General features: G+C 67.4%; 28 protein-coding genes. 17 read left to right on the plus strand and 11 right to left on the minus strand.

The window, feature by feature from the left end; genetic code table 11:
* Positions 1 to 3 precede the first annotated feature (3 nt).
* On the minus strand, positions 4 to 468 hold the full coding sequence (locus tag OG205_RS25790; protein ID WP_330270642.1) for a YbaB/EbfC family nucleoid-associated protein: 465 nt from the start codon (positions 466 to 468) through the stop codon (positions 4 to 6).
* The gene (locus OG205_RS25795) at positions 465 to 953 is read right to left on the minus strand and encodes a DUF6346 domain-containing protein (RefSeq protein ID WP_330270643.1); all 489 of its coding nucleotides are present in this window, start codon (positions 951 to 953) and stop codon (positions 465 to 467) included. Before OG205_RS25795 ends, OG205_RS25790 begins: the two co-directional genes overlap by 4 nt.
* Positions 954 to 1,229: 276 nt before the next feature.
* Here OG205_RS25795 and OG205_RS25800 point away from each other — a divergent pair, with 276 nt between their 5' ends.
* The 9 genes from OG205_RS25800 to OG205_RS25840 all read left to right on the plus strand — a co-directional run bounded on the left by OG205_RS25800 (position 1,230) and on the right by OG205_RS25840 (position 9,614).
* Positions 1,230 to 1,991 (plus strand): DeoR/GlpR family DNA-binding transcription regulator, encoded by a 762-nt coding sequence (locus tag OG205_RS25800; RefSeq protein ID WP_319986458.1) that lies wholly within the window; start codon positions 1,230 to 1,232, stop codon positions 1,989 to 1,991.
* Positions 1,992 to 2,075: 84 nt separating this feature from the next.
* A complete protein-coding gene (locus OG205_RS25805) occupies positions 2,076 to 3,422 on the plus strand; it encodes an ABC transporter substrate-binding protein (RefSeq protein ID WP_330270644.1) in 1,347 nt (448 codons plus the stop codon).
* A gap of 1 nt (position 3,423) precedes the next feature.
* Positions 3,424 to 4,353, plus strand: a complete 930-nt coding sequence (locus tag OG205_RS25810; RefSeq protein WP_330270645.1) for a carbohydrate ABC transporter permease — start codon at positions 3,424 to 3,426, stop codon at positions 4,351 to 4,353.
* Positions 4,350 to 5,150, plus strand: a complete 801-nt coding sequence (locus tag OG205_RS25815) for a carbohydrate ABC transporter permease (protein WP_319978046.1) — start codon at positions 4,350 to 4,352, stop codon at positions 5,148 to 5,150. The genes OG205_RS25810 and OG205_RS25815 overlap by 4 nt, the downstream gene beginning before the upstream one ends.
* Positions 5,147 to 6,136 (plus strand): zinc-dependent alcohol dehydrogenase family protein, encoded by a 990-nt coding sequence (locus tag OG205_RS25820; protein ID WP_330270646.1) that lies wholly within the window; start codon positions 5,147 to 5,149, stop codon positions 6,134 to 6,136. The genes OG205_RS25815 and OG205_RS25820 overlap by 4 nt, the downstream gene beginning before the upstream one ends.
* A 74-nt stretch (positions 6,137 to 6,210) precedes the next feature.
* Positions 6,211 to 6,483: a hypothetical protein gene (locus tag OG205_RS25825; protein WP_330270647.1), complete on the plus strand. Its 273-nt coding sequence runs from the start codon at positions 6,211 to 6,213 to the stop codon at positions 6,481 to 6,483.
* Positions 6,462 to 8,336 (plus strand): sensor histidine kinase, encoded by a 1,875-nt coding sequence (locus OG205_RS25830; protein WP_330270648.1) that lies wholly within the window; start codon positions 6,462 to 6,464, stop codon positions 8,334 to 8,336. Before OG205_RS25825 ends, OG205_RS25830 begins: the two co-directional genes overlap by 22 nt.
* Positions 8,337 to 8,347: 11 nt before the next feature.
* Positions 8,348 to 8,995: a response regulator transcription factor gene (locus OG205_RS25835; protein ID WP_330270649.1), complete on the plus strand. Its 648-nt coding sequence runs from the start codon at positions 8,348 to 8,350 to the stop codon at positions 8,993 to 8,995.
* Positions 8,996 to 9,068: 73 nt separating this feature from the next.
* Positions 9,069 to 9,614, plus strand: coding sequence for a radical SAM protein (locus OG205_RS25840; protein ID WP_330270650.1), 546 nt, complete (start codon positions 9,069 to 9,071; stop codon positions 9,612 to 9,614).
* Here OG205_RS25840 and OG205_RS25845 read toward each other — a convergent pair.
* From OG205_RS25845 to OG205_RS25885, 9 genes are all read right to left on the minus strand, one after another.
* Positions 9,601 to 9,774, minus strand: coding sequence for a DUF397 domain-containing protein (locus OG205_RS25845; RefSeq protein WP_330270651.1), 174 nt, complete (start codon positions 9,772 to 9,774; stop codon positions 9,601 to 9,603). The two genes, OG205_RS25840 and OG205_RS25845, sit on opposite strands and share 14 nt — an antisense overlap.
* Positions 9,749 to 10,594: a helix-turn-helix domain-containing protein gene (locus OG205_RS25850; RefSeq protein WP_330270652.1), complete on the minus strand. Its 846-nt coding sequence runs from the start codon at positions 10,592 to 10,594 to the stop codon at positions 9,749 to 9,751. Before OG205_RS25850 ends, OG205_RS25845 begins: the two co-directional genes overlap by 26 nt.
* A gap of 61 nt (positions 10,595 to 10,655) precedes the next feature.
* On the minus strand, positions 10,656 to 11,591 hold the full coding sequence (locus OG205_RS25855) for an asparaginase (RefSeq protein ID WP_330270653.1): 936 nt from the start codon (positions 11,589 to 11,591) through the stop codon (positions 10,656 to 10,658).
* Between the two features lie 15 nt (positions 11,592 to 11,606).
* A complete protein-coding gene (locus OG205_RS25860; RefSeq protein ID WP_319978036.1) occupies positions 11,607 to 12,284 on the minus strand; it encodes a polysaccharide lyase family 7 protein in 678 nt (225 codons plus the stop codon).
* 111 nt (positions 12,285 to 12,395) lie between these two features.
* Positions 12,396 to 12,959, minus strand: coding sequence for a 1,2-dihydroxy-3-keto-5-methylthiopentene dioxygenase (locus OG205_RS25865; RefSeq protein WP_330270654.1), 564 nt, complete (start codon positions 12,957 to 12,959; stop codon positions 12,396 to 12,398).
* Positions 12,956 to 13,552 (minus strand): methylthioribulose 1-phosphate dehydratase, encoded by a 597-nt coding sequence (gene mtnB / locus OG205_RS25870; protein WP_330270655.1) that lies wholly within the window; start codon positions 13,550 to 13,552, stop codon positions 12,956 to 12,958. Before mtnB ends, OG205_RS25865 begins: the two co-directional genes overlap by 4 nt.
* Entirely contained in the window at positions 13,549 to 14,205 is a 657-nt protein-coding gene (gene mtnC, locus OG205_RS25875) for an acireductone synthase (protein WP_330270656.1), read from the minus strand. The genes mtnB and mtnC overlap by 4 nt, the downstream gene beginning before the upstream one ends.
* The gene (locus OG205_RS25880) at positions 14,202 to 15,203 is read right to left on the minus strand and encodes a s-methyl-5-thioribose-1-phosphate isomerase (RefSeq protein ID WP_330270657.1); all 1,002 of its coding nucleotides are present in this window, start codon (positions 15,201 to 15,203) and stop codon (positions 14,202 to 14,204) included. Before OG205_RS25880 ends, mtnC begins: the two co-directional genes overlap by 4 nt.
* Positions 15,203 to 16,303, minus strand: coding sequence for an acyl-CoA dehydrogenase family protein (locus OG205_RS25885; protein ID WP_330270658.1), 1,101 nt, complete (start codon positions 16,301 to 16,303; stop codon positions 15,203 to 15,205). The genes OG205_RS25880 and OG205_RS25885 overlap by 1 nt, the downstream gene beginning before the upstream one ends.
* Positions 16,304 to 16,442: 139 nt before the next feature.
* Here OG205_RS25885 and OG205_RS25890 point away from each other — a divergent pair, with 139 nt between their 5' ends.
* The 8 genes from OG205_RS25890 (at position 16,443) to OG205_RS25925 (ending at position 23,398) form a co-directional block, all read left to right on the plus strand.
* On the plus strand, positions 16,443 to 16,646 hold the full coding sequence (locus OG205_RS25890; protein ID WP_030479286.1) for a cold-shock protein: 204 nt from the start codon (positions 16,443 to 16,445) through the stop codon (positions 16,644 to 16,646).
* 733 nt (positions 16,647 to 17,379) lie between these two features.
* Positions 17,380 to 18,576 carry a PI-PLC domain-containing protein gene (locus OG205_RS25895; RefSeq protein ID WP_330270659.1) on the plus strand — a complete coding sequence of 399 codons (1,197 nt, stop codon included), beginning with the start codon at positions 17,380 to 17,382 and terminating at the stop codon, positions 18,574 to 18,576.
* A gap of 30 nt (positions 18,577 to 18,606) precedes the next feature.
* Positions 18,607 to 19,683 (plus strand): aminotransferase-like domain-containing protein, encoded by a 1,077-nt coding sequence (locus OG205_RS25900; RefSeq protein ID WP_330270660.1) that lies wholly within the window; start codon positions 18,607 to 18,609, stop codon positions 19,681 to 19,683.
* A gap of 69 nt (positions 19,684 to 19,752) precedes the next feature.
* A complete protein-coding gene (locus OG205_RS25905; RefSeq protein ID WP_330270661.1) occupies positions 19,753 to 20,331 on the plus strand; it encodes a TetR/AcrR family transcriptional regulator in 579 nt (192 codons plus the stop codon).
* Complete coding sequence (locus OG205_RS25910; protein ID WP_330270662.1) at positions 20,328 to 21,659, plus strand: FAD-binding oxidoreductase; 1,332 nt, start codon at positions 20,328 to 20,330, stop codon at positions 21,657 to 21,659. The genes OG205_RS25905 and OG205_RS25910 overlap by 4 nt, the downstream gene beginning before the upstream one ends.
* Positions 21,660 to 21,668: 9 nt before the next feature.
* A complete protein-coding gene (locus tag OG205_RS25915; RefSeq protein ID WP_330270663.1) occupies positions 21,669 to 22,493 on the plus strand; it encodes an alpha/beta fold hydrolase in 825 nt (274 codons plus the stop codon).
* Positions 22,494 to 22,556: 63 nt separating this feature from the next.
* Positions 22,557 to 23,006 (plus strand): MarR family winged helix-turn-helix transcriptional regulator, encoded by a 450-nt coding sequence (locus tag OG205_RS25920; RefSeq protein ID WP_330270664.1) that lies wholly within the window; start codon positions 22,557 to 22,559, stop codon positions 23,004 to 23,006.
* Positions 23,003 to 23,398: a DUF5313 family protein gene (locus OG205_RS25925; protein WP_330270665.1), complete on the plus strand. Its 396-nt coding sequence runs from the start codon at positions 23,003 to 23,005 to the stop codon at positions 23,396 to 23,398. The genes OG205_RS25920 and OG205_RS25925 overlap by 4 nt, the downstream gene beginning before the upstream one ends.
* Positions 23,399 to 23,403 lie beyond the last annotated feature (5 nt).

Genomic DNA, 23,403 nt, shown 5'->3' on the forward strand with positions numbered 1-23,403 from the left:
CCCTCACCAGCCCTTGTTGTCGCGGGCGAAGTTGTGCCCGCCGAAGTCGTCGTCGTCCGAGGGGCCGGGAGGACGCCGGGGCGCTGCGGGTTCCTCGGGCGGGGGCTCCGGGAAGCGCTCGTGGTAGCCGCCCATCAGCGCGTCCATCGTCGCGGAGTCGTCACCGATGATGGGCGCCATGGCCTCCTGCATCTTGGCCGCGATCTGCGCCTGAGCGGTCCGCATCGCACCGAGGATCTCAGCCGACAGCTGCGCGGGCTGCTTGCGCAACGCCGCGTCGGTCAGGTCCAGCACCGAGACGACACCGTTCTGGTCGACCGTGACGGACACCGACCCGTCAGAGGAACGGTGGGTCACCTTGACCGCGTTCGCGACCTGCTTCATCTCGTCGGCCTGCTTGAGCTTGGCCTGGATCTGCGCGTCCCACTGACGCATCATCGCGTCGGGATCGGCCGCTGCCGGATTCATAGATACCCCTGTTCCCTGTTCTGTGCCTTCTTGCGTCGGGACGCCAAGGTGCCGAGAACGGCCAGTGCCCCGATCCCACCGATCCCCAAGCCCCCGAGCATCGAACCGATGCCCAGCACGACGCTCGGCTCGTACACGGTCCGGTACACCGGTGGGTTGCCCGAACCGTTGCGGACCTTGCCCTCGCCCCGCTGCACCACCGGCACCTCGGAACCCTTGTCGGACGGCGTGAGCTGGCCCGGCTCGGCCGTCATCCGCTCCTGCCGCCCGCTTTCCCAGACGATGTCGGCCTGGCAGCTCCACCAGGTGCCGAAGCCACGAATGCTGACCGGCCCCTCGCTCGTGCAGTCGGTCACGCGCGCGACGCCCCGGTCCGCGACGGCCGTGGTCCCCGCGGTGGGCGCGAACTTCGTGAAGCCCGTCAGTCCCAGCAGGACGCCGGCACCCAAGATCACCAGGGCGAACAGTCCAGCGACCCACTTCATGCGTCTCGTCCCCTCGTAGACCCCTGTTCGACTTCGTACCGATCCGCCCGGTTCCACCGAATTCAGCAACGATCTGGAGGCCATCCGGGCACGCGCTGACGGCAGTTCGGGCGTGCCCAGTCTGGTCGACCTGCGTGAACACACCGTCACGCACGGCGAACCGGGCATAAATCGGGCAGGATCTCACCCAGTTGTGGCACCCACCACAATGTTTCGAGGGTGTTTCATCTATGCACGGCCCGAACGGGCAACCCGAGAGCCGAGTGGGCAGGTGACATGCGAGCCGAGGAACGCAAGCGGCGCATCCTGGCCAGGGCCCGCGCCGACGGCCGCGTCGACGTGGTGGAGATGGCGCAGGAACTGCGCGTCGCGCCCGAGACGGTTCGGCGCGACCTGCGCGTGCTGGACGAACACGGCCTCGTGCGCCGCACGCACGGTGGCGGTGTCCCCGTCGAGAGCGCGGGCTTCGAGACAGGACTCCGGTTCCGCGCCGGGTCGCACGTCCCGGAGAAGCGGCGCATCGCGAAGGCCGCCGCCGAACGGCTCGACGACGCCGAAACGGTCTTCATCGACGAGGGCTACACGCCGCAACTCGTCGCGGAGGCGTTGCCCACGACCAACCCGCTCACGATCATCACCGCGTCGCTGCCGACCGCGGCGGCGATGTCCGAGCACCCGTCGTGCACCGTCCTGCTGCTGGGCGGTCGCGTCAGAGGCCACACACTGGCCACTGTGGACCACTGGACCACCAGGATGCTCGGCGAGATGGTCATCGACCTCGCCTACATCGGCGCGAACGGCATCTCCCGCGAGCACGGCCTGACCACCCCGGACCCGGCGGTCGGCGCGGTGAAGGCCAAGGCTCTCAGCGCTTCCCGGCGCAAGATCTTCGTCGGGACGCACACGAAGTTCGGCGTCTCCAGCTTCCACCGGTTCGCCGAGGTCTCCGATCTGGAGGCGGTCGTCACCGACAGCGGCCTGTCCGCGCACGAGGCCCACCGTTACACGTTGCTAGGCCCCAAGGTCATCCGCGCCTGATCATTTCGGGCACTGAACGCCCCTCACCTTTGGGCGCCATCCCCCTACTTTGACGCGCCCAAAAACCCTTGAAAGGAACCGACGATGCCGTCGATTCGCACACCACTTCGCACATTCGGGGCCGCCACCGCCGTGTTGCTGCTCGCGTCCGCCTGTTCGGGTGCCGGTGGCGGGGGTGGTGGTGAGAACTCGGTGAACGTCCTGATGGTGAACAACCCGCAGATGCAGGACCTGCAGAAGCTCACCGCGGACAACTTCACCAAGGACACGGGCATCAAGGTGAACTTCACCGTGCTGCCGGAGAACGACGTCCGCGACAAGATCAGCCAGGACTTCTCCAGCCAGGCAGGCCAGTACGACGTCGCGACGATCTCCAACTACGAGACGCCGATGTACGCCAAGAACGGCTGGCTCGCGCCGATGGACGACTTCGTGTCCAAGGACAGCGGGTTCGACCAGGCCGACATCCTGGAGCCGATCAAGCAGTCGCTCACCGCGGCCGACGGCAAGGTGTACGCGCAGCCGTTCTACGGCGAGTCGTCGTTCCTCATGTACCGCAAGGACCTCTTCGACGCCAAGGGCATCACGATGCCGGAGAAGCCGACCTGGGCGCAGGTCGCCGAGGCGGCGCAGAAGGTCTCCACTCCGGACGTGCGCGGCATCTGCCTGCGCGGCCAGCCGGGCTGGGGCCAGGTCATGGCACCGCTCACGACGGTCGTGAACACCTACGGCGGCACGTGGTTCACCAAGGACTGGCAGGCGCAGGTCAACGCGCCGGAGTTCAAGGAGGCCACCAAGTTCTACGTGGACCTCGTCCGCAACTACGGTGAAGCGGGCGCTCCGCAGGCCGGGTTCGCCGAGTGCCTCAACAACATGACGCAGGGCAAGGTCGCGATGTGGTACGACGCCACGGTCGCCGCCGGTCTGCTCGAGGCCGACGACTCGCCGATCAAGGGCAAGCTCGGTTTCGCCCAGGCACCCGTGGTGAAGACCGACACCTCCGGCTGGCTCTACACCTGGGCGTTCGGCATCCAGAAGGCCTCGAAGAAGCAGGACGCGGCCTGGAAGTTCATCTCCTGGGCGTCCGGCAAGGGCTACGAGGAACTGGTCGGCAAGAACGTCGGCTGGGCGAAGGTGCCGGACGGCAAGCGTTCGTCGACCTACCAGCGTCCTGAGTACAAGCAGTCCTCCGGTTCGTTCGCCGCGGCCGCCGAGACCGCGATCAAGGGTGCGAAGCCGCTGAACCCCGGTGTGCAGGAACGCCCCGCGCCCGGCATCCAGTTCGTCGGCATCCCCGAGTTCACCGACCTCGGCACCCAGGTGTCGCAGCAGATCAGCTCGGCGATCGCGGGCGCGGTGACGGTGGACGACGCGCTGAACAACGGTCAGGGACTCGCCGAGAAGGTCGCAGCGAAGTACAAGGGGCAGTGACATGGCGGTCATAGAGCGGGAGCGGCCGGTGGTGGACCGGCCGCCTCCCGCCCCCCGCAGGAGCTATCCGAAGTGGGCGCGGCGGGCACCGTTGCTGCCCGCGCTCATCTTCCTGATCATCGTGACGCAGCTGCCGTTCGTGGCGACGCTGGTCATCTCGTTCATGAAGTGGAACTCGCTCGACCCCGGCAGCCGCGGGTTCGCCGGCTTCGACAACTACGTCAACGTCTTCACCGACCCCGACCTGCGGTCCTCGGTCGTCAACACGATCGTGCTCACCGCGTCGGTGGTGCTGATCAGCCTGATCCTCGGACTCGGGCTGGCGTTGCTGCTGGACAAGAAGTTCAAGGGCCGCGGGTTCGTGCGCACCATGCTCATCGCGCCGTTCCTCGTGGTCCCGGTGGCGGCGGCGCTGATCTGGAAGCACGTGCTCTACAACCCGGAGTACGGCCTGTTCAACGGAATCCTGAACTGGCTCGGCTTCGACGCCCAGCCGGACTGGATCAGCACCATGCCGATGAGCGCCGTCGTGCTGTCGCTGGTGTGGCAGTGGACGCCGTTCATGATGCTGATCCTGCTGGCGGGCCTGCAGTCGAAGCCGATCGAACCCGTCGAGGCGGCCACGATCGACGGCGCGTCGTCGTTCCAGATCTTCAAGTACCTGACGTTCCCGCACCTGCGCCAGTACCTGGAGCTCGGCGGGCTGCTCGGGTCGATCTACATCGTGCAGAACTTCGACGCGGTCTTCACGATCACGTCCGGCGGTCTGGGCACGGCGAACCTGCCGTACATGATCTACCAGACCTTCTACCAGGCCCACGAGTACGGCGAGGCCTCCGCGGCCGGCGTCATCGTGGTGGCGGGGTCGATCCTGATCGCGACGTTCGCGCTGCGCACGGTGTCCTCGTTGTTCAAGGAGGAGAAGCGATGAGCCGGATTTGGGGTGTGCTCGCCTGGTTCGCCGGCATCGTCTTCTTCGCGCCGGTGGCCTGGATGTTCCTGACCTCGCTGCACAGCGAGTCGGACGCGGCGACGAACCCGCCGTCCATCGCGGCGCCGCTGACGCTGGACGGGTACGCGGAGTTCTTCGACGCCGGTGCGTGGCCGCCGCTGATCAACTCGTTCAGCGCCTCGATCGGATCGACGATCATCGTGCTGCTGCTGGCGATCCCGGCCGCGTACGCGTTGTCGATCAAGCCGGTGGAGAAGTGGACGGACGTCCTGTTCTTCTTCCTGTCCACCAAGATGATGCCGGTCGTCGCGGCGCTGCTGCCGATCTACCTGATCGCGCAGTTCTCCGGGATGCTCGACAACATCTCGTTCCTCACGCTGCTGTACTGCTCGATGAACCTGCCGATCGCGGTGTGGCTCATGCGGTCGTTCCTCGCCGAGGTCCCCAAGGAGATCCTCGAGGCGGCCTCGATCGACGGCGCCGGGCTGATCACGACCCTGCGCCGGGTGGTGGCACCGATCGCGATGCCCGGCATCGCGGCGACGGCGTTGATCTGCTTCATCTTCAGCTGGAACGAGCTGCTCTTCGCACGGGTGCTGACCGGTGTCGTCGCCGGTACCGCTCCCGTGTACCTGACCGGGTTCGTCACGTCGCAGGGCCTCTTCCTGGCCAAGGTCTGCGCCGCGGCGGTCGTGGTCTCTCTGCCGGTGCTCATCGCCGGGTTCGCCGCTCAGGACAAGCTCGTCCAGGGCCTCTCGTTGGGAGCAGTCAAGTGAAAGCAGCAGTGATCACCGGCGTCGGGTCCGTCGAAGTGACCACTGTGGACGATCCCACCTGCGGTCCCCGCGAAGTGGTCGTCGACGTGGCGGCCTGCGGGTTGTGCGGCACGGACCTGCACATCCTGCAGGGCGAGTTCGCTCCCACCCTGCCGGTCGTGCCGGGCCACGAGTTCGCCGGCACGATCGTCGAGATCGGTTCCCAGGTCAACGAGCTGAAGGTCGGCGACCGCGTGGCCGTCGACCCGTCGCTCTACTGCCACGAGTGCCGGATGTGCCGTTCCGGCAAGAACAACCTGTGCGAGCGCTGGGCCGCCATCGGCGTCACGACGGCCGGTGGCGCTGCGGAGTTCGCGAAGGCCCCGGTGGCCAACTGCGTGAAGCTGCCGGACCACGTGCGGACCGAGGACGCGGCGCTGATCGAGCCGCTGTCGTGCGCGGTGCGCGGTTATGACGTGCTGCGGTCGCAGATGGCTTCACGGGTGCTGATCTACGGCTCGGGCACGATGGGCCTGATGATGCTGCAGCTCGGCAAGCTGACCGGCGCGTCGTCGATCGAGGTCGTGGACCTGAACGCGGAACGCCTCGAAACGGCCCGCCAGCTCGGCGTCACGGCGGTCGCGGCGAACGCGGACGAGCTGGACCGGCCGCAGGGCTGGGACGTCGTCATCGACGCCACCGGCAACGAGAAGGCCATCCAGGACGGGATCGGGCGGGTCGCCAAGGGCGGCACGTTCCTCCAGTTCGGCGTCTCGGACTACTCCGCGCGCGTGACCATCGAGCCGTACAAGATCTACAACCAGGAGATCACCATCACCGGCTCGATGGCGGTGCTGCACTCGTTCGAACGGGCGGCGGACCTCTTCGCGACCGGAGTGCTGGACCCCGAGATCTTCATCAGTGACCGGGTGCCGCTGGCCGACTACGCGGTGGCGTTGGACCAGTTCAAGGCCGGTAAGGGCCGCAAGATCCAGGTCCTGCCGTGAGCTGATCCGAGAAAGTTCTCAGATGTTCGTGGGCACTCGTGTATCCAGACGAGTGCCCATGACTCCTTCCAGGCATGTCGAAACCCCGGCAGAACGTAGAAGTACCGCCGTACTTCTCGCACATGTCCGACGAAGAGCTCCTCACCTGGTACGCGGAGCTTCAGGCGCGCGCGATGAACGCGCCGCCTGGGGACGTCGACTTCGATCACGGTCACCAGCCGGCCAAGCCGGTGACCGTCGAAGAGCTCCGCCAGCGGATCATGACGTTCCAGGGCTGGCCGGGTGGGCTCTCCACCCTCGACGCCGGTTCTCCGTTCCACAACCTGTGGCACTGGCTCAGCGACTGACGCGGCGCGAGGTCACCCTCGCCCGCGTCGTCGGCGCGTTGGTGGCCGCCTGTGTGCTCTTCGCCGTCGTGCACACAGCGGTCACCGGCGCGGTCTCGCATCCGCGGAACTGGCTGGTCGCGTTCGCCTGCACCCTGCTCGGGGTGCGGGTGATCGGCCACGTCCGCAGGTCGTCCGTCGGGTGGTTGCTGCTGGCCATGGGCGTGTTCGGCGCCATCGCCATCGCGGTCGCGGGTCAGCCCGCGGACCATCCCGCCCGATGGGTCGAGGCGTGGGTCTGGTGGCCCACGTACGCGTTGCTGCCCGCTGTGGCACTGGTCTTCCCGAACGGCAAGCCGCTGAGCAACCGCTGGTGGATCGCCATCGGCGCGTCGCTCTTCAGCGCTGTCGCCGGCACGATCGGGATCGCCTGGGCGTCGTGGGGCGATCCCGCCTCGTTCTGGCAGAGCAGTGGCGGTGGGCTCGCGAAGACGATCACGCTCGTCGCCGTGCTCGCGGCCGGGGTCTCCGTGCTGGCGGCCGTGGTGTCCTTGGCTCTGCGGTGGCGGAGGGCGGAAGGGGACGAACGTCGGCTGCTCGTGTGGGCGTTCGCGCTGCTGACGCTCGCCGGGGTGGCGACCGTGGTGGAGACGACGGACGGGCACATCGCGTGGATCGTTGGTGTGCTTGCGTTTCCGGCTGCCGCGGTCATCGCGATCCTGCGGTACGGCCTGTACGACATCAGCCTGCTGATCCACCGGTCCTTGCTCTACGGCACGTTGACCGTGGTGCTGCTGCTCGTCTACCTGGGCGTGATGGTCGGTGCGGGCCAGCTGTTCACGAACGACGCCGAGGTGATCGGTGTGGTCGCGGCCGGGCTCGTCTTCGCCCCGATTCGCAGCTGGGTGCAGCGCAAGCTCGACCGCTGGCTGTACGGCCAGCGTTCTGATCCTTACGCGACCCTGTCCACGTTGAGCGAGAAGCTCGAACGCTCGCAGGACGTGCTGCCGACGGTCGCGCAGACCGTCGCGGAGTCGTTGAAGCTGCCGTACGTGGCGATTCGCGGTGGCTCGGTGCTGGCCGAGCACGGACGCAGTCGCGGATGGCCGCAGCTGCGCTTTCCCATGACATATCGGGGTTCTGTCGTCGGCGATCTCGTCGTGGAGCCGCGAGCGCCGGACGAACGGCTGAGCGACCAGGAACTGAGCCTGCTCGTCGACCTCGCCCGCTCCACCGCTCCGGCCGCACAGTCGATCAAGCTGACCGCCGATCTCCAACTCGCCCGCGAACGGCTCGTGCGCGCCCGCGAGGAGGAACGGCTGCGGTTGCGGCGCGACCTGCACGACGGCGTCGGACCGGCGCTGGTCGGGATCCGCTTGCAGCTCAAGGCGTTGCGCCGCTCACTGGGCGACGTGCTGGACCCGGTGCTGGGCGACGTCGACTCGACGGCCGGCGAGGTGCGCAGCCTCGTGGACGGGCTGCGGCCGCCGATCCTCGACCAGGGCCTGGCCCTGGCCGTGCGCGACGAGGCCGCGCGCTTCAACGGCGACCTGCGGGTTCAGGTGGAGGCCGAGGAGATAGACGGGCTGTCCGCGGCGGTGGAGGTCGCGGCCTACCGGATCGTCGCGGAGGCGCTGACCAACACCGCACGCCACTCGGGCGCGTCGACGTGCGTGATCACGGTGCGGGCCGACGGCGACCTGATCGTCGAGATCGTGGACGACGGACGTGGGGTCGCGGCTGATTCCAAGCCGGGCGTGGGCCTCGACTCGATGCGCGAACGGTGCGCGGAGCTGGGTGGATCGTGCACAGTAGGACCCGCGGAACCACACGGCACTCGGGTGGTGGCGCGGATCCCGTTGGAGGCCCAGTAGTGGGTGAGGCAGTGACGCGCGTGGTGATCGCGGACGACCACCCGGTGTTCCGGCGCGGGCTGAAGGCGTTGCTGGACGGGGAGGACGGCCTCGAGGTCGTCGGTGACGCCGCCGACGGGCAGGAGGCAGTGAAGGTCGTCCTCGACCTGGAACCGGACGTCGTCGTGATGGACCTGCACATGCCCGTGCTGGGCGGGGTCGAGGCCGCGAAGCAGATCCGTGAGGTGTTGCCGGACATCGGTGTCCTCGTGCTGACCATGCACGAGGACGACGAACTCGTGTTCGCGGCGATGAAGGCCGGAGCCCGCGGCTACCTGGTCAAGACGACCGACGACGACGAGATCGTGCGCGCGGTGCAGGCGATAGGAGCCGGAGAGGCGATCTTCAGCGCCACCATCGCCCAGCGGATGATGGGCTACTTCACCGCGATCTCGTCGTCCAAGGCGGTGCTGTTCCCGCAGCTCACCGACCGCGAACGGGACGTGCTGGAGCTGATGGCGTCCGGGCTCGACAACCCGTCGATCGCCTACAAGCTGAGCCTCTCGGGCAAGACCGTGCGCAACCGGGTCTCCGCGATCTTCACCAAGCTCCAGGTGGCCGATCGCGCGCAGGCCATCGTGCGGGCCCGGGAAGCCGGGCTGGGAAGTCCCTCCCACTAGGGACACCGGTCACCTGACGACGGGACTGGTCCCTCGTTTGGATCGGCGTATCCGCCGAAGGGGGCCCGATCGCATGGACATCACCTGGGACGTCGCACACGCGCGGCTCAGCCACGACCAAATGCTGCACATCGCACAGGCGCTCATCTCGATGCGCCCCGAGACAGTCACGCTGGGAGGCGGGGAACCGCTGGGAGTCCCCGGCCTGTTCGAGATCGTCGAACTGTTCCGCGCCGCCGGAATCGACGTCGTCCTGCGCACGTCCGGCAAGTCACTGCACCCGTCGATGGTGCGGACGCTGCTGAAGTCGTGCTCGCGCATCGAGGTGTGCGCGATGGCGTTCACGCACGCCATGCACGCGTTGCACCTGCTCGACGTAGGTGCCGCCAAGCTCGACCAGCACGCCGTGTTCGGCCTCGACGCCACCGGCATCCGGCGCGGCTTCGACCGCCTGGAGGAGTTCTGCGCCATGACCGCGTTCGAACTGCCGCGCCTGGCGTTCATCGCGTTCAGCGACACGATCGGCTCGGACCACGCGCAGTACCTGCAGTCGCTCGCGCCTCAGACCGTCCGGGTGACGGTCGAGACCGCGAACACGTCGGTGGTCAGAGCGAGTTGATCAGGGCGCGCCAGGCAGGGGTGGAGAACGCGAGTACCGGACCGCTCGCGTTCTTCGTGTCCCGCACCAGCGTGTCCTTGGCCAGCGACACCTCGACGCAGTTGCCTGAGCCGCTGCCACCGCTGTAGCTGCTCTTACGCCAAGTCCGATCCTGGAACATCCGAGTCCTCTCGCAGACCGCTGATGTACTCCATCAGCTTGCTCCGCGATTGTTCCTCATCCAGGGCAACGGCATCCAGCCGCTGAAAGAGCCTCTTCGCCCGCGCGACAGCGGTCCTGTCCTGCGCAAACACCTGGGCCATGTCGGTTTCGCAGTACACGACCGAAGGTGCCTTCTCGAACTCGTACAGCACACACGGAGATCGAAATGCGGTGATGTGTGCAGGCACGATCCGAAGGATGTGGGTGTTGAAGAGGAGACGCAGGTACTGATCTTCACGAACCGAGGCGCTGCCCAGCCGCATCCGCAGTGCCAGCTCGTGCACGTAGAACAAGCACTCCGGACGGCTCGGCCGCCTCAGGATCGCCTGTCGCTCGATGCGCGCCCGGACGAACTTCTCGATGTCCTCAGGCGCCTCGATGTGGGAGTCGACGAACAGCTCCCGCGCGTAGTCCTCCACCTGCACAAGGCCGGGCACCGTCATGACGTCGAGGCTGACGATCTTCGTGGCCATCGCCTCGGTCATCGCGAGTGTGCGCAGTTCGTCCGGCACCTGGGCGAAGTACAGGTCGAAAGCGTTGTAGTAGCGGCTGCGGAACTCGTTGGCGAACTCGATGTCCTTGCCGCACGTCGCCATGTACTGCACGAGGTCGACCTCGCTCGCCCGCACCTTGCCGAGCTCGATGTCGGACACCTTGCTCGGATCCCAGCCGAGCTGGATCGCCATCGCGCGACCGTGGAACCGGGTGCACGTCTCCCTCAGCCGGCGCAGCTCGTCGCCGAGATTACGGCTGTACGGAGTGGAAAGAGTCGCAGTCATGCCCAATGACGGTATGGCTTGGATTCGATCCATGCCACTGACTCATTCGGGTGAAAATGAGCTAGAAAATGCCCCCGCGAGCTGCGAAAACGTCCCCGATAGGTTGCATAGCGCCGATAGCGAGACGCAGCAGCACGCGCGCCTTACGGGGACATAGCCACCCCGCCATCACGACCCCGCGCTGGATCAGGTCCGACTCGGATCCGGTGAAGCCGTAGGTGTCGCGGAACGTCGTCCCAGCGCCCGTCCGTGTCGCGACCACCACCGGGAACTGGGCCCGGGAGATCGCCTCGGCCATACCGGCCGACACGTGACCGACGCCCGCAGCGGCAACGACGGCGCCCTTGACGTTGAGCCAGTCGAGGACGGAACCGTCATCGTCCAAAGTGGCCTCGATGAGCGGAACCGCTGGTGCGTCGAGAGGTCGTGGCAACGCAGGAAGCCGGTGCGCGGGGTGGAAGTACTGTGGCGCGCCTTCGACTACGAGTCCGAGCGGGCCGGGGAACGACGTGAAGGCGTTCGTCAGGCTGCTGTGCGTCTTGCGGACCCAGCGGGCGGCGTGGATCTCGTCGTTGAGGACGAGCAGCGCGCCGCGTCCGCGCGAGTTCTGGGCAGCCGCAACGGAAACTGCCGCGGCGAGGTTGGCGGGGCCGTCCGCGCCGGGGAGTCCGGGGTGCCGCATCGCGCCGGTGACGACGATCGGTTCCTCGTGCGGCCACAGGCAGTCGAAGAAGTACGCGGTCTCTTCGAGGGTGTCGGTGCCCTGGATGACCACGACACCTTGCGCGCCTTGGGAAACCTGCTTGTCGGCCCAGTCGAAGGTCTCCAGCAGCGTGGCGAACGTGAGCGAGGCGCCGGGGATCGTGGCGAGGGTGGCGATCTCGCCCACCTCGAGGCCCTGGACCAGGTCTTTGGCGCCCAGGGTCGGTGACACCGCGCCGGAGCCCGTCATCGTGATCGTGCCGCCGAGCGATGCCACCGCCACCTGTGAGCTCATGCCCTCACTCTAGGGTCACTGGCGCCAGTAGGTGATGTTGCGGAAACGGGCCTCCGCGCGGCCGCTGCCGTGGTGGTAGACGCCGTTCTTGAAATAGCGCGTCGCCGGGCCCTCGTCCTGGTGGGTGAGTTTGAGAGCGCCGTTGTAGTAGGTCTTCACGGTGCCCCGGCCGCCCGCGACGGCGGTGTGCTCGACGCGGATCTTGAACCATTTGTTGTAAATGCCGGTCGCGATGACCTGGTTGCTGTCCTTGCGCAGGGTGCCGCCGTTGATGTTGGCGACGTTGAGCATCACGTCGGTGGCGCGGGTGCCGTCCGGTCGGCTGCCGCGCAGGATCTGCACGACGGTCGGGCCGCTGACGCCGGCCGGGATGTAGATCTCGCCCTCCCAGGCGCGCGACCCGCTGGAGTACTCCTGGTTGAAGCGCATCTCGGTGCGCGGATCCGTCGGGCTGCCCTGGGTGTGCGGCTGGTCGTAGTCGTACACCCACATCGTGTGGACGCCGCCTTCGAGCTTGTAACGGCTGCTCAGCGCCAGGTTGTACGGCTTCTGGACGGTGTAGGTGTACGGCGCGGACACCCACTGCGCGGACGGCGGCTGAGCGAGGGCCTGAGCCGCCGGGGCCACGAGCAGGGGTGCGGTCAGCGCGAGGGCGAGCACGGATCGTCGTGTGTGGAGTGCAGGGGTTTCCACGTTGAATCCCTCCGACCTTCGATAAGTGGTCTGTACCACTGTGAGGTCAGAAGGCGGAGGGAATCAATAGTTCGTTCAAATTCCGGAACAATGTTCAGATAGGCGAACTTTTCACATTTCTGAACCGATCTCGTCGAAGGTCGGGAACTTCTTCGCGATGTCGCTTCCGGTGAAGTTCCCGATCCAGCCGTCGTCGTCGTGGAAGAACCTGACCGACACGTAGTCCGGCGTCGTGCCCATGTCGAACCAGTGCGTCGTGTTCGCCGGAACGCTCAGCAGGTCACCCGCCGTGCAGAACACCGCGTAGACCTTGTCGCCGATGTGCAGGTAGAAAACCCCTGCACCACGGGCGAAGTAGCGGTCCTCGTCGTCGTCATGAGTGTGCTCGGCGAGGAACTTGTTCCGGAACTCGACGGCCTTCGCGCGGTACTCGTCGGTGTCGGCCGGCGTCATCTCCATCGCGTCGACGTAGCCGTAACCCTCCGTCTCGCTGACGCGGGCGATGTCGTCTTTGAAGATCTCCAGGGCGTTCTCGGCGGTGACACCGTCCACAACGGACCAGCGGCTGAAGCGCACGCCGTGCTCCTTGAGAGCGGTGGCGATCTCCTCGGCGTCCGTGGTGCGCAGGACGGTCTCCTCGGGGCCGGATTCCGGCCACACGGTCAACAGCGTCATGAGTGCCTCCCCGTAAAGATGTCTCGCGTCTCCATCTTGAAGCGCAGCAACCACTCCAGGCATTCCAGGCGGTGCCGTGCCTGCATCAGGTCATCGCCCCACACGTACACGCCGTGCCGTGCGACGAGCAGTGCCGGGACCTTCGGGTCGAAGCCCTTCTCGAAGGCGTCGCCCAGTTCGAGCATGTCCTGGGAGTTCTTCACGACCGGGATGACGACCTCTTCGTGGTCGTGGCGGCCGAAACCCTTGAGCATCTCCAGGTCCTTGAGGACCACGCCGTCGGGCCAGTGTTCCGCCGCGACAACGGTCGCCAGCGCGTGGACGTGCACGACGGCACCCGCGCCGGAGACGTGAGCGATCCTGGCGTGCAGGCCCGCTTCGGCGGACGGGACCTTCGGCGAGTCGACCGCGTTGCCGTCGACGTCGATGATCACGCTGTCGTCGGCGGTGATCTCACCCTTGTCGACGCCGCTGACCGTGACCGCGAGCCGGAGCGGATCACGTTGCAGGACAACGGAAAGGTTGCCGCTCGTGCCGCGCATCCAGCCCATCTGGGCGTAGCGGACGCACTCGCGGGCGAGCTCCGCCGTCACGACAGCTCCCAGACCGTGGGGTGCGGCGTGAAGTCGGCGTTGCCGTACGGCTCACCGGCGCGCGCGACGCCGACCGTCTTCCAGCCCGCCTCCTGCGCGGCGTGCAGCTCGGCCGGAACGTCGCTGTAGAAGGTGATGTCGTCGCTCTGGAGCGTCTCCGCGATCTTGTGGTACGACGCGGCTTCGCGCTTCGGGCCTGCGTTGACCGTGTCGAAGTGGTGCTCCAGCAACGGGGTCAGGTCGCCGTCGGTGGTGTGCTGGAAGAACGCGACCTGGCCCGCGACCGAGCCGGAGCTGAAGATCGCGAGCTTCACGCCGTCGTCGTGCCACTTGCGGATCGCGGGGACGACGTCCGGGAAGAACTCCGCCACCAGGTCGCCCTGCGCGTAGCCCTGCTGCCAGATGAGGCCCTGCAACGTCTTGAGCGGCGTGACCTTCTGGTCGGCGTCCATCCAGTCGTGCAGCGCTTTGACAACGTCGTCGTGCCCGCTCAGTTCCTTGATCTGCTTCACGGCATCAGCGACCACCGGGTCGTCACCGTGCTGCTCGATCCACGGCCCGAGCCGGGGACGGGCGTAGTCGTAGAGGACGACCAGCACCTGGTCCGTCGCGCTCAGCGTGCCCTCGATGTCGAGCACGACCCACTTGCTCACCGCAGTTCTCCCTCGTAGTACTTGTCAAGCGCGCCGGCGGCGTAGACACCCCGGTCCGTCACCACGGTCGTGACGAAGCGCGGCGGTGTCACGTCGAACGCCGGGTAGTGCCCTTTCACCCTCGGCGTGGCACTGGGCCTGCCGAGGACCTGCAACACTTCCGAGCCGTCGCGGTACTCGATTTCGACGTGGTCCGTCGTCGGCGCCTGCAGATCGGGTGCCTGCACTTGGGCGTGGAACGGTACTCCGAACGCGTGCGCCGCCACGGCCAGCCCCAGTGTGCCGACCTTGTTGACGACGTGCCCGTCCATGGTGACGCGATCCGCCGCCGTGACCAACGCGTCGACCTGTCCGCTCTGCAGGACCGCGGCGCCCATGCCGTCCGTGATGAGCGTGGTGTCGACGCCCATCTCGATCAACGTCTCCGCGGTGAGCCGGGCTCCCTGCAGATACGGCCTGGTCTCGGTGCAGAAGAACTTGAGCTGTTTGCCTTGCGCCTGCGCGGCTTTGACCGTTTCGGTGAGGTACAGGTCGGCCCAGCAGTGGGTCATGACCGTGGCGTCGCCGGGCAGCAGGTTCGCCGTGTGCTCGCCCAGCGCCTGGCTCTTTGCGCGGTACCTGCGGTCGCCTTCCTCGGCGCCTTGGAGCGCGTGCGTGATGTCCTGCGCGACGTCCACGTGTTCGAGGACGATCTTGGTCGCCTTGCGCAGGGCGTTGTTGGTGCGCCTGGTGTTCTCGAGCATCCGGGCGGTCTCCGCGAGCTGTGCGCGGGCGGTCTCGAACGGCAGGCCTTCGAGGGTGCGTGCCTTGAGCACCATGGCGAACAGCACCGCGAAGTACGGGCCGGAGGACTGGGTGACCATGTCCTCGATGGCCCGCGCGACCTCCTCGGCCGTGCGGCAGAGCACCCAGTTCCGTTCGAACGGGAACTGCCGCCGGTCGAGGATCAGGACGCCGTTCCCGGTGAGCTTCACCGAGTCGGCGAGGACCGGCTGCATCAGCTGTACCCGGTGTGCGCGGGGCGCGCGCCGGTGAGGAAGTGCTCGCCGACCTCGCGTGCCTTGTAGACGACCGGGTCGTGCAGCGTGAGCGTGCGGGCGTTGCGCCAGAAGCGGTCCACGCCGTACTTGGCCGCCGTGCCGCGCGCGCCGACCTGCTCGAAGATGCGGCTGGTGACCTCGTTGACGAGCTTGGTGCTGACGACCTTGGCCTCGGAGATGACGACCGCGACCTCGCCGCGCTTGGCGGGGGTCAGGTGCCTGCCGAGCTCGGTCGCCTCCCAGAGCTGCCGCGCGGCTTCGTCCGCGAGCAGCCCGGCGGCCCTGGTCTGGGACACCATCTCGCCGTAGGCCGCGACGATGTACGGGTCCTCGGTGGCCGTTTCGACGCCGCTGACGAACCACGGGCGGGTCTTGGTGCGGGTGTAGTCGGCGGCTTCGTGCAGGGCGCCTTCCGCGATGGCCACGTAGAGCTGGGCGAGCACGAGCTGGAAGCCGATCGCGGCGAGGCTGATGCGTGGGTCCTCGTTCGCGGGCTGGACGCCGAGGATCTCGGTGACCGCGACGTTCTCGAAGTTCACGCCACCGGACGCCGTGAGGCGCTGGCCGATGTTGTCCCAATCGTCCAAGTAGGTGATTCCGCCGGCTTTTCCGTCGAGCAGGAACGTGAGTTTCTCGCCGTTGTCCGTGCGCGTCGCACTGACCACGAGGCGGTCGGCGACGGCGGCTCCGGTGGCGAACGTCTTGCGACCGTTGAGGACGAAACCATCTTCGGCGGGGCTGAGTTCGAGCGCCGCGTCGAGCGGGTTGCTGACGCCTGCCCAGAACTGGTCGGGCCGGACGCTGAACTGCGCGTCGAACAGCCCGCTGCGCCAGATCTGCAGGTAGTGGTACCCGAGGAGGTGCCCGATGTTGGCGTCGGCGGCCCCGATGATCCGGCCGATCCGCTGCTGCTGAGTCCAGTCGCCGACGTTCAGCAAGCCGCTCTGCCTGAGCAGTTCCACCTCTTTGGCGGGTGGCTGGTTCGCCCGGTCCCTGTCCGCCGCGTCGGACCTGAGCGTCGCCGCCACCTCGTGCGCGACGTCCAGCCAGTTCGTCATTCCTGCTCCTCTCGGGGTACCACGTTCAACTTACTTCGTCACACCACCGGGCTAACCACGATGTGAGAGAGACCGTCGACTGGCAGACTGCCCGCGCACCTCGCTTTGGCGAGGGACCAACATCTAGGGAGCATTCGGTATGGCGCAGGGCACCGTGAAGTGGTTCAACGGCGAGAAGGGCTTCGGATTCATCGCGCAGGACGGCGGCGGTCCGGACGTGTTCGTGCACTACTCGCAGATTTCCGGCTCGGGCTTCAAGTCGCTGGAGGAGCAGCAGCGCGTGGAGTTCGAGATCGGCCAGGGTCAGAAGGGGCCGCAGGCGCAGGACGTCCGCGCCATCTGATTCAGCTCTTGGGGCCCGCTCGGTTTCTTGCCGGGCGGGCTTCTTTTGTGCCCATACCGATTTCGTCGCTGTCGGCGACGGTCGAGCGGCTTGCCTTTGAGGGCAACGATGCCCTGAGCTGTGATTCTCAAGAGCGTCAGACCCGTCTGTCATCGTGGAGACATCAGCTCGTTTGGAGAGCCACGACGATCGAAAGGGCCTGGTACCGCCGTGCGTTCGGTCCCCTCACTCCACTCTGGACTCCACGGTCGTCTGCCGGATCCGGCCGCGCGGTGACGGCGCGGCAGGAGCAGTTGCGTGAGGGCTTGAGATACGTCGGCGATCAGCTGCGAGCTCTGGGCAGATCCCGCAGCACGCCGCGCGACCGTGACGCCGGCACGACGTTCAGCGGCGATCCGCCGTTCTGAGACGACACAGGCGCCGCGGTCCGTCGACCACGACGCCTGTACTTGCCGCCGCGGGATGTCGACGACGTGCGCTCACGGGACGTGCCCGGAGCAAGTGGCAACCGAGGGAGTCGAACCCTGCGCGGCTTGTGAAGGCGGCGCCCGAGTACCGGCCCTAACCCTTCGGTCGGGCGACGGCTGCCGTGGAGTTGTTCTGCGACGTGCTGATTCGCGTGGGTCCCCTGCTCGTCAAGAGCGATTCACGATGCTGGGGATACCCACAGTGTTAAAGGTTCATACCCTTGAAAGCGTTTCATGTTTCACGCCGGTGCATGACTCTGGTCACCATGCGATACCTCCCTACCATCGCAGCCCTGCTGCTACTTCCCCTGGTACCCGCCACCGCCGACGCGGCTCCCGCGGGCACGTTCTACGTCACCAGTGTCAGGACCGGACTCAACGTCGCCCAGAGCGGCAGTGGACTGGCGCTGCACCGCCCCAAGGGCAACGAGGACCGCCAGCAGTGGCGGCTGAGCGACGGGAGGTTCGAGAACACCGACTCGCCGGGTCAGTGCATCACCCGTCAGCTCACCATGGGTTCGTGTTCACAAGGGGATACGGTTCACGAGCCCCGTCAGTTCGGTGATCAATGGGAATTCTTCAGCCTGAATGGCGAGTCGCGCTGGTACCTGACGCCGGTCAGCAGTCCGACCGAGGCGATGCCGGCGGATCCGCGGCTCGACCAGATGACGTTCCTGACCGCCCACAACGCCTATGCGAACGGGGTGGACGGCGGGTTCGCGCCGCCGTTCATCGACCTCGCCAAGAACCAGACGCGCGGCATCGTGCAGCAACTGGGCGACGGTGTGCGGGGCTTCATGCTCGACATTCACCAGACCCCGGACGGCGCGATCCTGTGCCACAACAGCTGCACGCTCGTCAGCAAGCCGGTGGCGCTCAACGTGGACGTCCAGCGGATCGTGGACTTCCTCAAGAACAACCGCAGCGAGATCATCACGGTCTTCCTGGAGGACTACGTCGACGCGAACACGCTGCGCGCCGAGCTTCGCAAGGTGCAGGGGCTGAACGACGTCCTGTACCGGGCGGAAGGCGTGCAGCAGAACGGGTGGCCCACCCGCAGCCAGCTGCAGGGCAGCAACAAGCGGCTGATCATCTTCACCGACCACGGCAAGGACGGGCGCGAGGACAGCGGTGTGCTCTACCAGAAGGACTGGACGGTCGAGAACTACTGGTCGATGGGTTCGGGTCTGGGCAGTTCCGACTGGTCCTGTTACAGCCGATGGGATGAAAAACCGCTCACCGCGACGGGCGGCTTCCAGCCTTTGTTCGTCATGAACCACTTCCGCGACGTTCCGTTCACCGGCACGGCCACGACGGACAACGGCAAGCTCGCGAACCGGGCTCAGCAGTTCTGCCAGCCGGCGGCGCGGAAGAAGCCGAACTTCCTGGCAGTCGATCTTTATCACCTGGGCAATGCCCAGGCGGCGGTGAGCCTGCTCAACTCATACGCATATAGGCCGTAGCCCAGATTGTGGGAGTTGTACGCTCCGCGCATGGCCTCGATCCTGTTCACGCGCGGAGCGCCCTCTCTCGACATCATCGACCAGGAAGGCCTGCGCGAAGCAGCGCAGAAAGCCTTCACGGACGACCCCGGCGGCACCTTCGCGTACGGCACGAGCGTCGGCTACGTCCCGCTGCGCACCTGGCTCGCGGAGCAGCACGGCGTCGCGCCGGAGCAGGTGCTCGTCACCAACGGCTCGATGCAGGCCGACGCGTTCCTGTTCGAACTGCTCGTCCAGCAGGGCGACGACGTCGTGGTCGAGGCTCCGACCTACGACCGCACGCTGCTGAACCTGCGCCAGCGCGGCGCCAAGATCCACGCGATCGAGCTGGAGACCGACGGCATCAACGTCGACGCGCTCGAGAAGCTGCTGGAGAGCGGTGTGCGCCCGAAGCTCGCGCACATCATCCCGAACTTCCACAACCCGGCCGGCTACACGCTGTCCGAGGCGAAGCGCACGCGTCTGCTCGACCTCGCGGCCAAGTACGACTTCGTGCTGTTCGAGGACGACCCGTACGTCAAGGTGCGGTTCGAGGGCGAGCCGCTGCCGACGATGCTCTCGCAGGACAAGAACGAGAAGGTCGTCTACGCGTCGTCGTTCTCGAAGACCATGGCGCCCGGCATCCGCTGCGGCTACCTGGTGGGCCCGAAGGCCGTCATCAAGAGCGTCCAGGACATCGCCACCACCACGTACATCTCGCCGAACATGGTGGCGCAGTCGATCGTGAACTCGTACTGCCGCTCCGGCCGTCTCGACGAGTCGGTCGTGAACGTCCGCACGGCGCTGCGTGCGCGCAGGGACGCTCTCGTGGCGGCTCTGCGGCGTGAGCTGCCGGAGGCGGTCTTCACCGCGCCGCAGGGCGGCTACTTCATGTGGGTCGAGCTGCCGGGTGTGTCGATCGACAAGCTGGTGCCGGTCGCGAAGGAGCACGGCGTCGAGTTCGTGAAGGGCTCCGACTTCCTGCTGGAGGGCGGCGACAACGCCCTCCGCCTCGCGTTCTCGGGCGTGACGCCGGAGCAGATCGACGAGGGCATCACTCGCCTCGGCGCGGCCGTCCGCGCGCTCTAAAGCACCAGAAAGCGTCAGTTACTGCCAGAACTTCTGGCAGTAACTGACTCTTCGCGCTACCGTGGCAGCGTGGACACCTTGACCACGCGCGCCGCGAAGGACCTGCGCACCCGCCTCGCGATCCAGGAGGCGGCCATCGCCCTGTGCCTCGACCAGGGCTTCGCCGCCACGTCGACCAAGGCCATCGCCGATCGTGCGGGCGTCTCCGAACGCACGCTGTTCCGCACGTTCGGCACCAAGGCCTCGATCTTCTGGTACGACGCGTTCCTCAGCCGGGTCGTCCGCGCCCTCGTCCCGGACCCGGATCCCGTCGCGGCGCTCACGACGGCCGTGCGCACGGCCATCGACACGATCACCCCCGAGCAGTGGGCGCTGGAACTCGGTCGCCGCGCGGTGATCGTCAAGGAACCGGACCTCATCGCGACCGGCACGCAGGAGCTCAACACGGGCGCCGCGCAGATCGCGACGATCCTCACCCCGCCGCTCGCCTCCCCCGACCAGGCCTTCGACCTGGTGCTCTTCGCCCGGTTCGCGGTGGCGGGCATGGGCGCGGTCCCGATCCACGCCGGCACCACGCCCGCCGAATGGGGCGCGGCACTGGAACGGGTCGCACACAAGGCCGCGCACGGCGCGTTGGAGCAGTCATGAAGCTGCCGAACCTCATCACCGACCCGAACACGCTGGCCGGCCTCAGTCACGACGAGGCCGAGTGGGCACCGGCGGGCACGCCGTACGCGGCGCTCCGGCCGCAGTCCACAGAGGACGTTCAGCAGGCCGTGAAAGCCTGCGCCGAGCACAACATCCCGATCGTGCCGCGAGGTGCGGGCACGGGCCTGTCCGGCGGCGCCAACGCGACGGACGGCTGCCTGGTCCTCGACCTGAGCCGGATGAACCAGATCATCGAGATCGACCGGGACAACCTGCTCGCCGTCGTGCAACCGGGCGTCGTCAACGACGACCTCAAGAAAGCCGTTGCCGCGCAAGGACTCTGGTACCCGCCGGATCCGGCCAGCTCGCCGTGGTCGACGATCGGCGGCAACGTCGCCACGAACGCGGGCGGCCTGTGCTGCCTCAAGTACGGCGTGACGCGCGACTACGTGCTCGGCCTGGAAGCCGTGCTGGGCGGCCCTGTCCCCTACGGCACCGCGGTGCGCCTGGGCAGGCGCACGACCAAGGGCGTCGCCGGCTACGACCTGACCAGCCTGCTCGTCGGTTCCGAGGGCACGCTCGGCGTCGTCACCGAGATCACCGTCCGCCTCCGTCCGGCCCCACGGCCCGCAGACACCGTGGTCGGAGCGTTCGACAGCCTCGTCGCCGCAGGTCAGGCCGTTGCGCTGAGCACCAGCCGAGGCCTGCAGCCCGCCGCGCTGGAACTGATCGACCGTGCGTGCCTGCAGGCCGTCGAGGACTGGAAGCACCTCGGCATCGAGCCGGACACCGAGGCGATGCTGCTGGCCCGCGCCGAGACGCCCGACGACGCCGACGGGCTGGTCGCGGCCTTCACCGACGCGGGCGCTGTCTGGACGGAGCGGTCCACCGACTCGACCGAGGCCGAGGCCCTCTTCGCCGCCCGCCGCCTCACCTACCCCGCGCTCGAACGCCTGGGCCCGCTGCTCACCGAGGACGTGTGCGTGCCCCGGTCCGCGGTCCCCGCGATGCTCGCGCACATCGAGGAGATCGGTGCGCGCCACCAGGTCCGGATCGCGACCATCGCCCATGCCGGCGACGGCAACCTGCACCCGTTGCTGATCACCCCGCCCGGCGACGACAACGCCAGGATCGCGGCGCAGGCGGCGTTCGAGGACATCATCGACCAGGCCCTGGCGCTGGGCGGCACCGTCACCGGCGAGCACGGCGTCGGCCTGCTCAAGCGCGACGGCATGATCCGCGAACTCGGCCCCGGCGCGCACGCCGTGCAGCAGGCGATCAAGCACACGTTCGACCCGCTGAACCTCTTCAATCCCGGCAAGGCCTAAGGAGTCCGCATGTTCGTTCCGGTAGACGGTGGCGACCTGGCCGTCGAGATCCACGACGGCGACACCCCGCCCGTGCTGGCGATCCACGGCGTCAGCGGCAGCCGCGAGCTGTGGAACTGGGTGGCCGCCCACCACTTCTCCCTCATCGCACCGGACCTGCGCGGCCGCGGCGACAGTTCTGAGGTTTCCGGCGCGGGCATCGGTCAGCACGCCGACGACATGGTCCGCGTGCTCGACGCCCTCGACCTCCAGGCCGTGACGGTCTGCGGCATGTCGATGGGCGCGTACGTGGCCGTCGAGCTGGCCGTGCGCCACCCGGACCGCGTGCGCACGCTCGTGCTCGTGGACGGCGGCTTCCCCATGCCCGCCCATGCCCAGATGACCGAGGAACTGCTCTCAGCCGCGTTCGCCCCGCAACTGGCCGCGCGCGAACGCACCTGGACCGTCGACGAGTACCTCGCCGTCCAGGCCATGGTGAACCCGCTGATCGACGCCACCGACCCGTTGATCCGCGACTACTTCGCGCACGACCTGACCCCCGACGGCCACCTGAGGCTCCCGGCCGACACCCTGGTCGCCGACGCCACCGACGTCGTCTTCGGCACGTCGCGCTGGCAGGAACTGACCATGCCGACCTGGTTCCTGCACGCCGAGTGGAGCACCGGCCCGGACAGCCCGCCCGCCTACACCGTCGAGCAGGCGCAGGGGTTCCGCGCCGCGCTGCCCGTTCTGCACGAGCCTGTGCTGATCAACGAGGTCGACCACGGCGGCACCGTGATGACCCGCGCGGGCGCCGCCGTCACCGCCGAGGTCCTGGCAGAAGCCCTGAAGTGACCGTCTGAGCATTGCGCCACACCTCTTGGATCTCAGCACGCCTCCGAGTTAGTGTGTACACCAATGATTAGTACACCAAGTATCCCGGAGAACCCGCTCGAACTGGAGCGGCAGGTCTGCTTCGCGCTGGCCGTCGCCAGCCGGACGGTGATCGCGGTCTACCGCCCGATCCTGGAGCCGCTGAACCTCACGCATCCCCAGTACCTGGTGATGCTGGCGCTCTGGGAACGGTCGCCGCGCACCGTCAAGGACCTGAGCAACGTCCTGCAGCTCGACCCCGGCACCCTCAGCCCGCTGCTCAAGCGGCTGGAGGCGGTCGGCTACGTCGAGCGGCAGCGGGACAAGGCGGACGAACGCGCGCTCGCGCTCACCCTGACCGAGGCCGGGCAGGAACTGAGAAAAGAAGCGCTGAAGATTCCCTTCAAGGTCGTGGAGCAGCTCGACATGACGTTCGAAGAGCTCGCGCAGCTGAACCAGGTGCTGCACAAGGTGATCGCCAAGGCCACCCGATGAACCCGGGCCTGAAGCTCTGGTACTACGCGGGCGGCAGGCTGCCGCAGAAGTACCGGGAGTTCGTCTTCGACGACGTGACCGGTCCGAAGTGGCTGGTGCGCTTCACGGTGCGCAGTCTTGTGCAGGTCACGCCGCTGACGACGGCCATCACGCTGGCGCTGGTCTTCGGACTCGGCTCGGCGTGGCCACTCGCAATCGCGTGCGGAGCGCTCGGTTTCGTTGTAGGACTGTACTTCGCGCTCTCCTACGCACCCGAAAGCGTGGATTACCGGCTCACGAAGTACGGGTATCCACGGGGTTCGGCGACTCAGGGTCGCCGGGATCGAAACGCCGTGCGGGACCGCGAACGACAAGCGCAGTACGACGCGGTCTGGCGGCGATCCGAAGGGTAGAGACC

The sequence above is a fragment of the Lentzea sp. NBC_00516 genome (assembly GCF_036346835.1).
In the GTDB taxonomy this organism is placed as follows: domain Bacteria; phylum Actinomycetota; class Actinomycetes; order Mycobacteriales; family Pseudonocardiaceae; genus Lentzea; species Lentzea sokolovensis.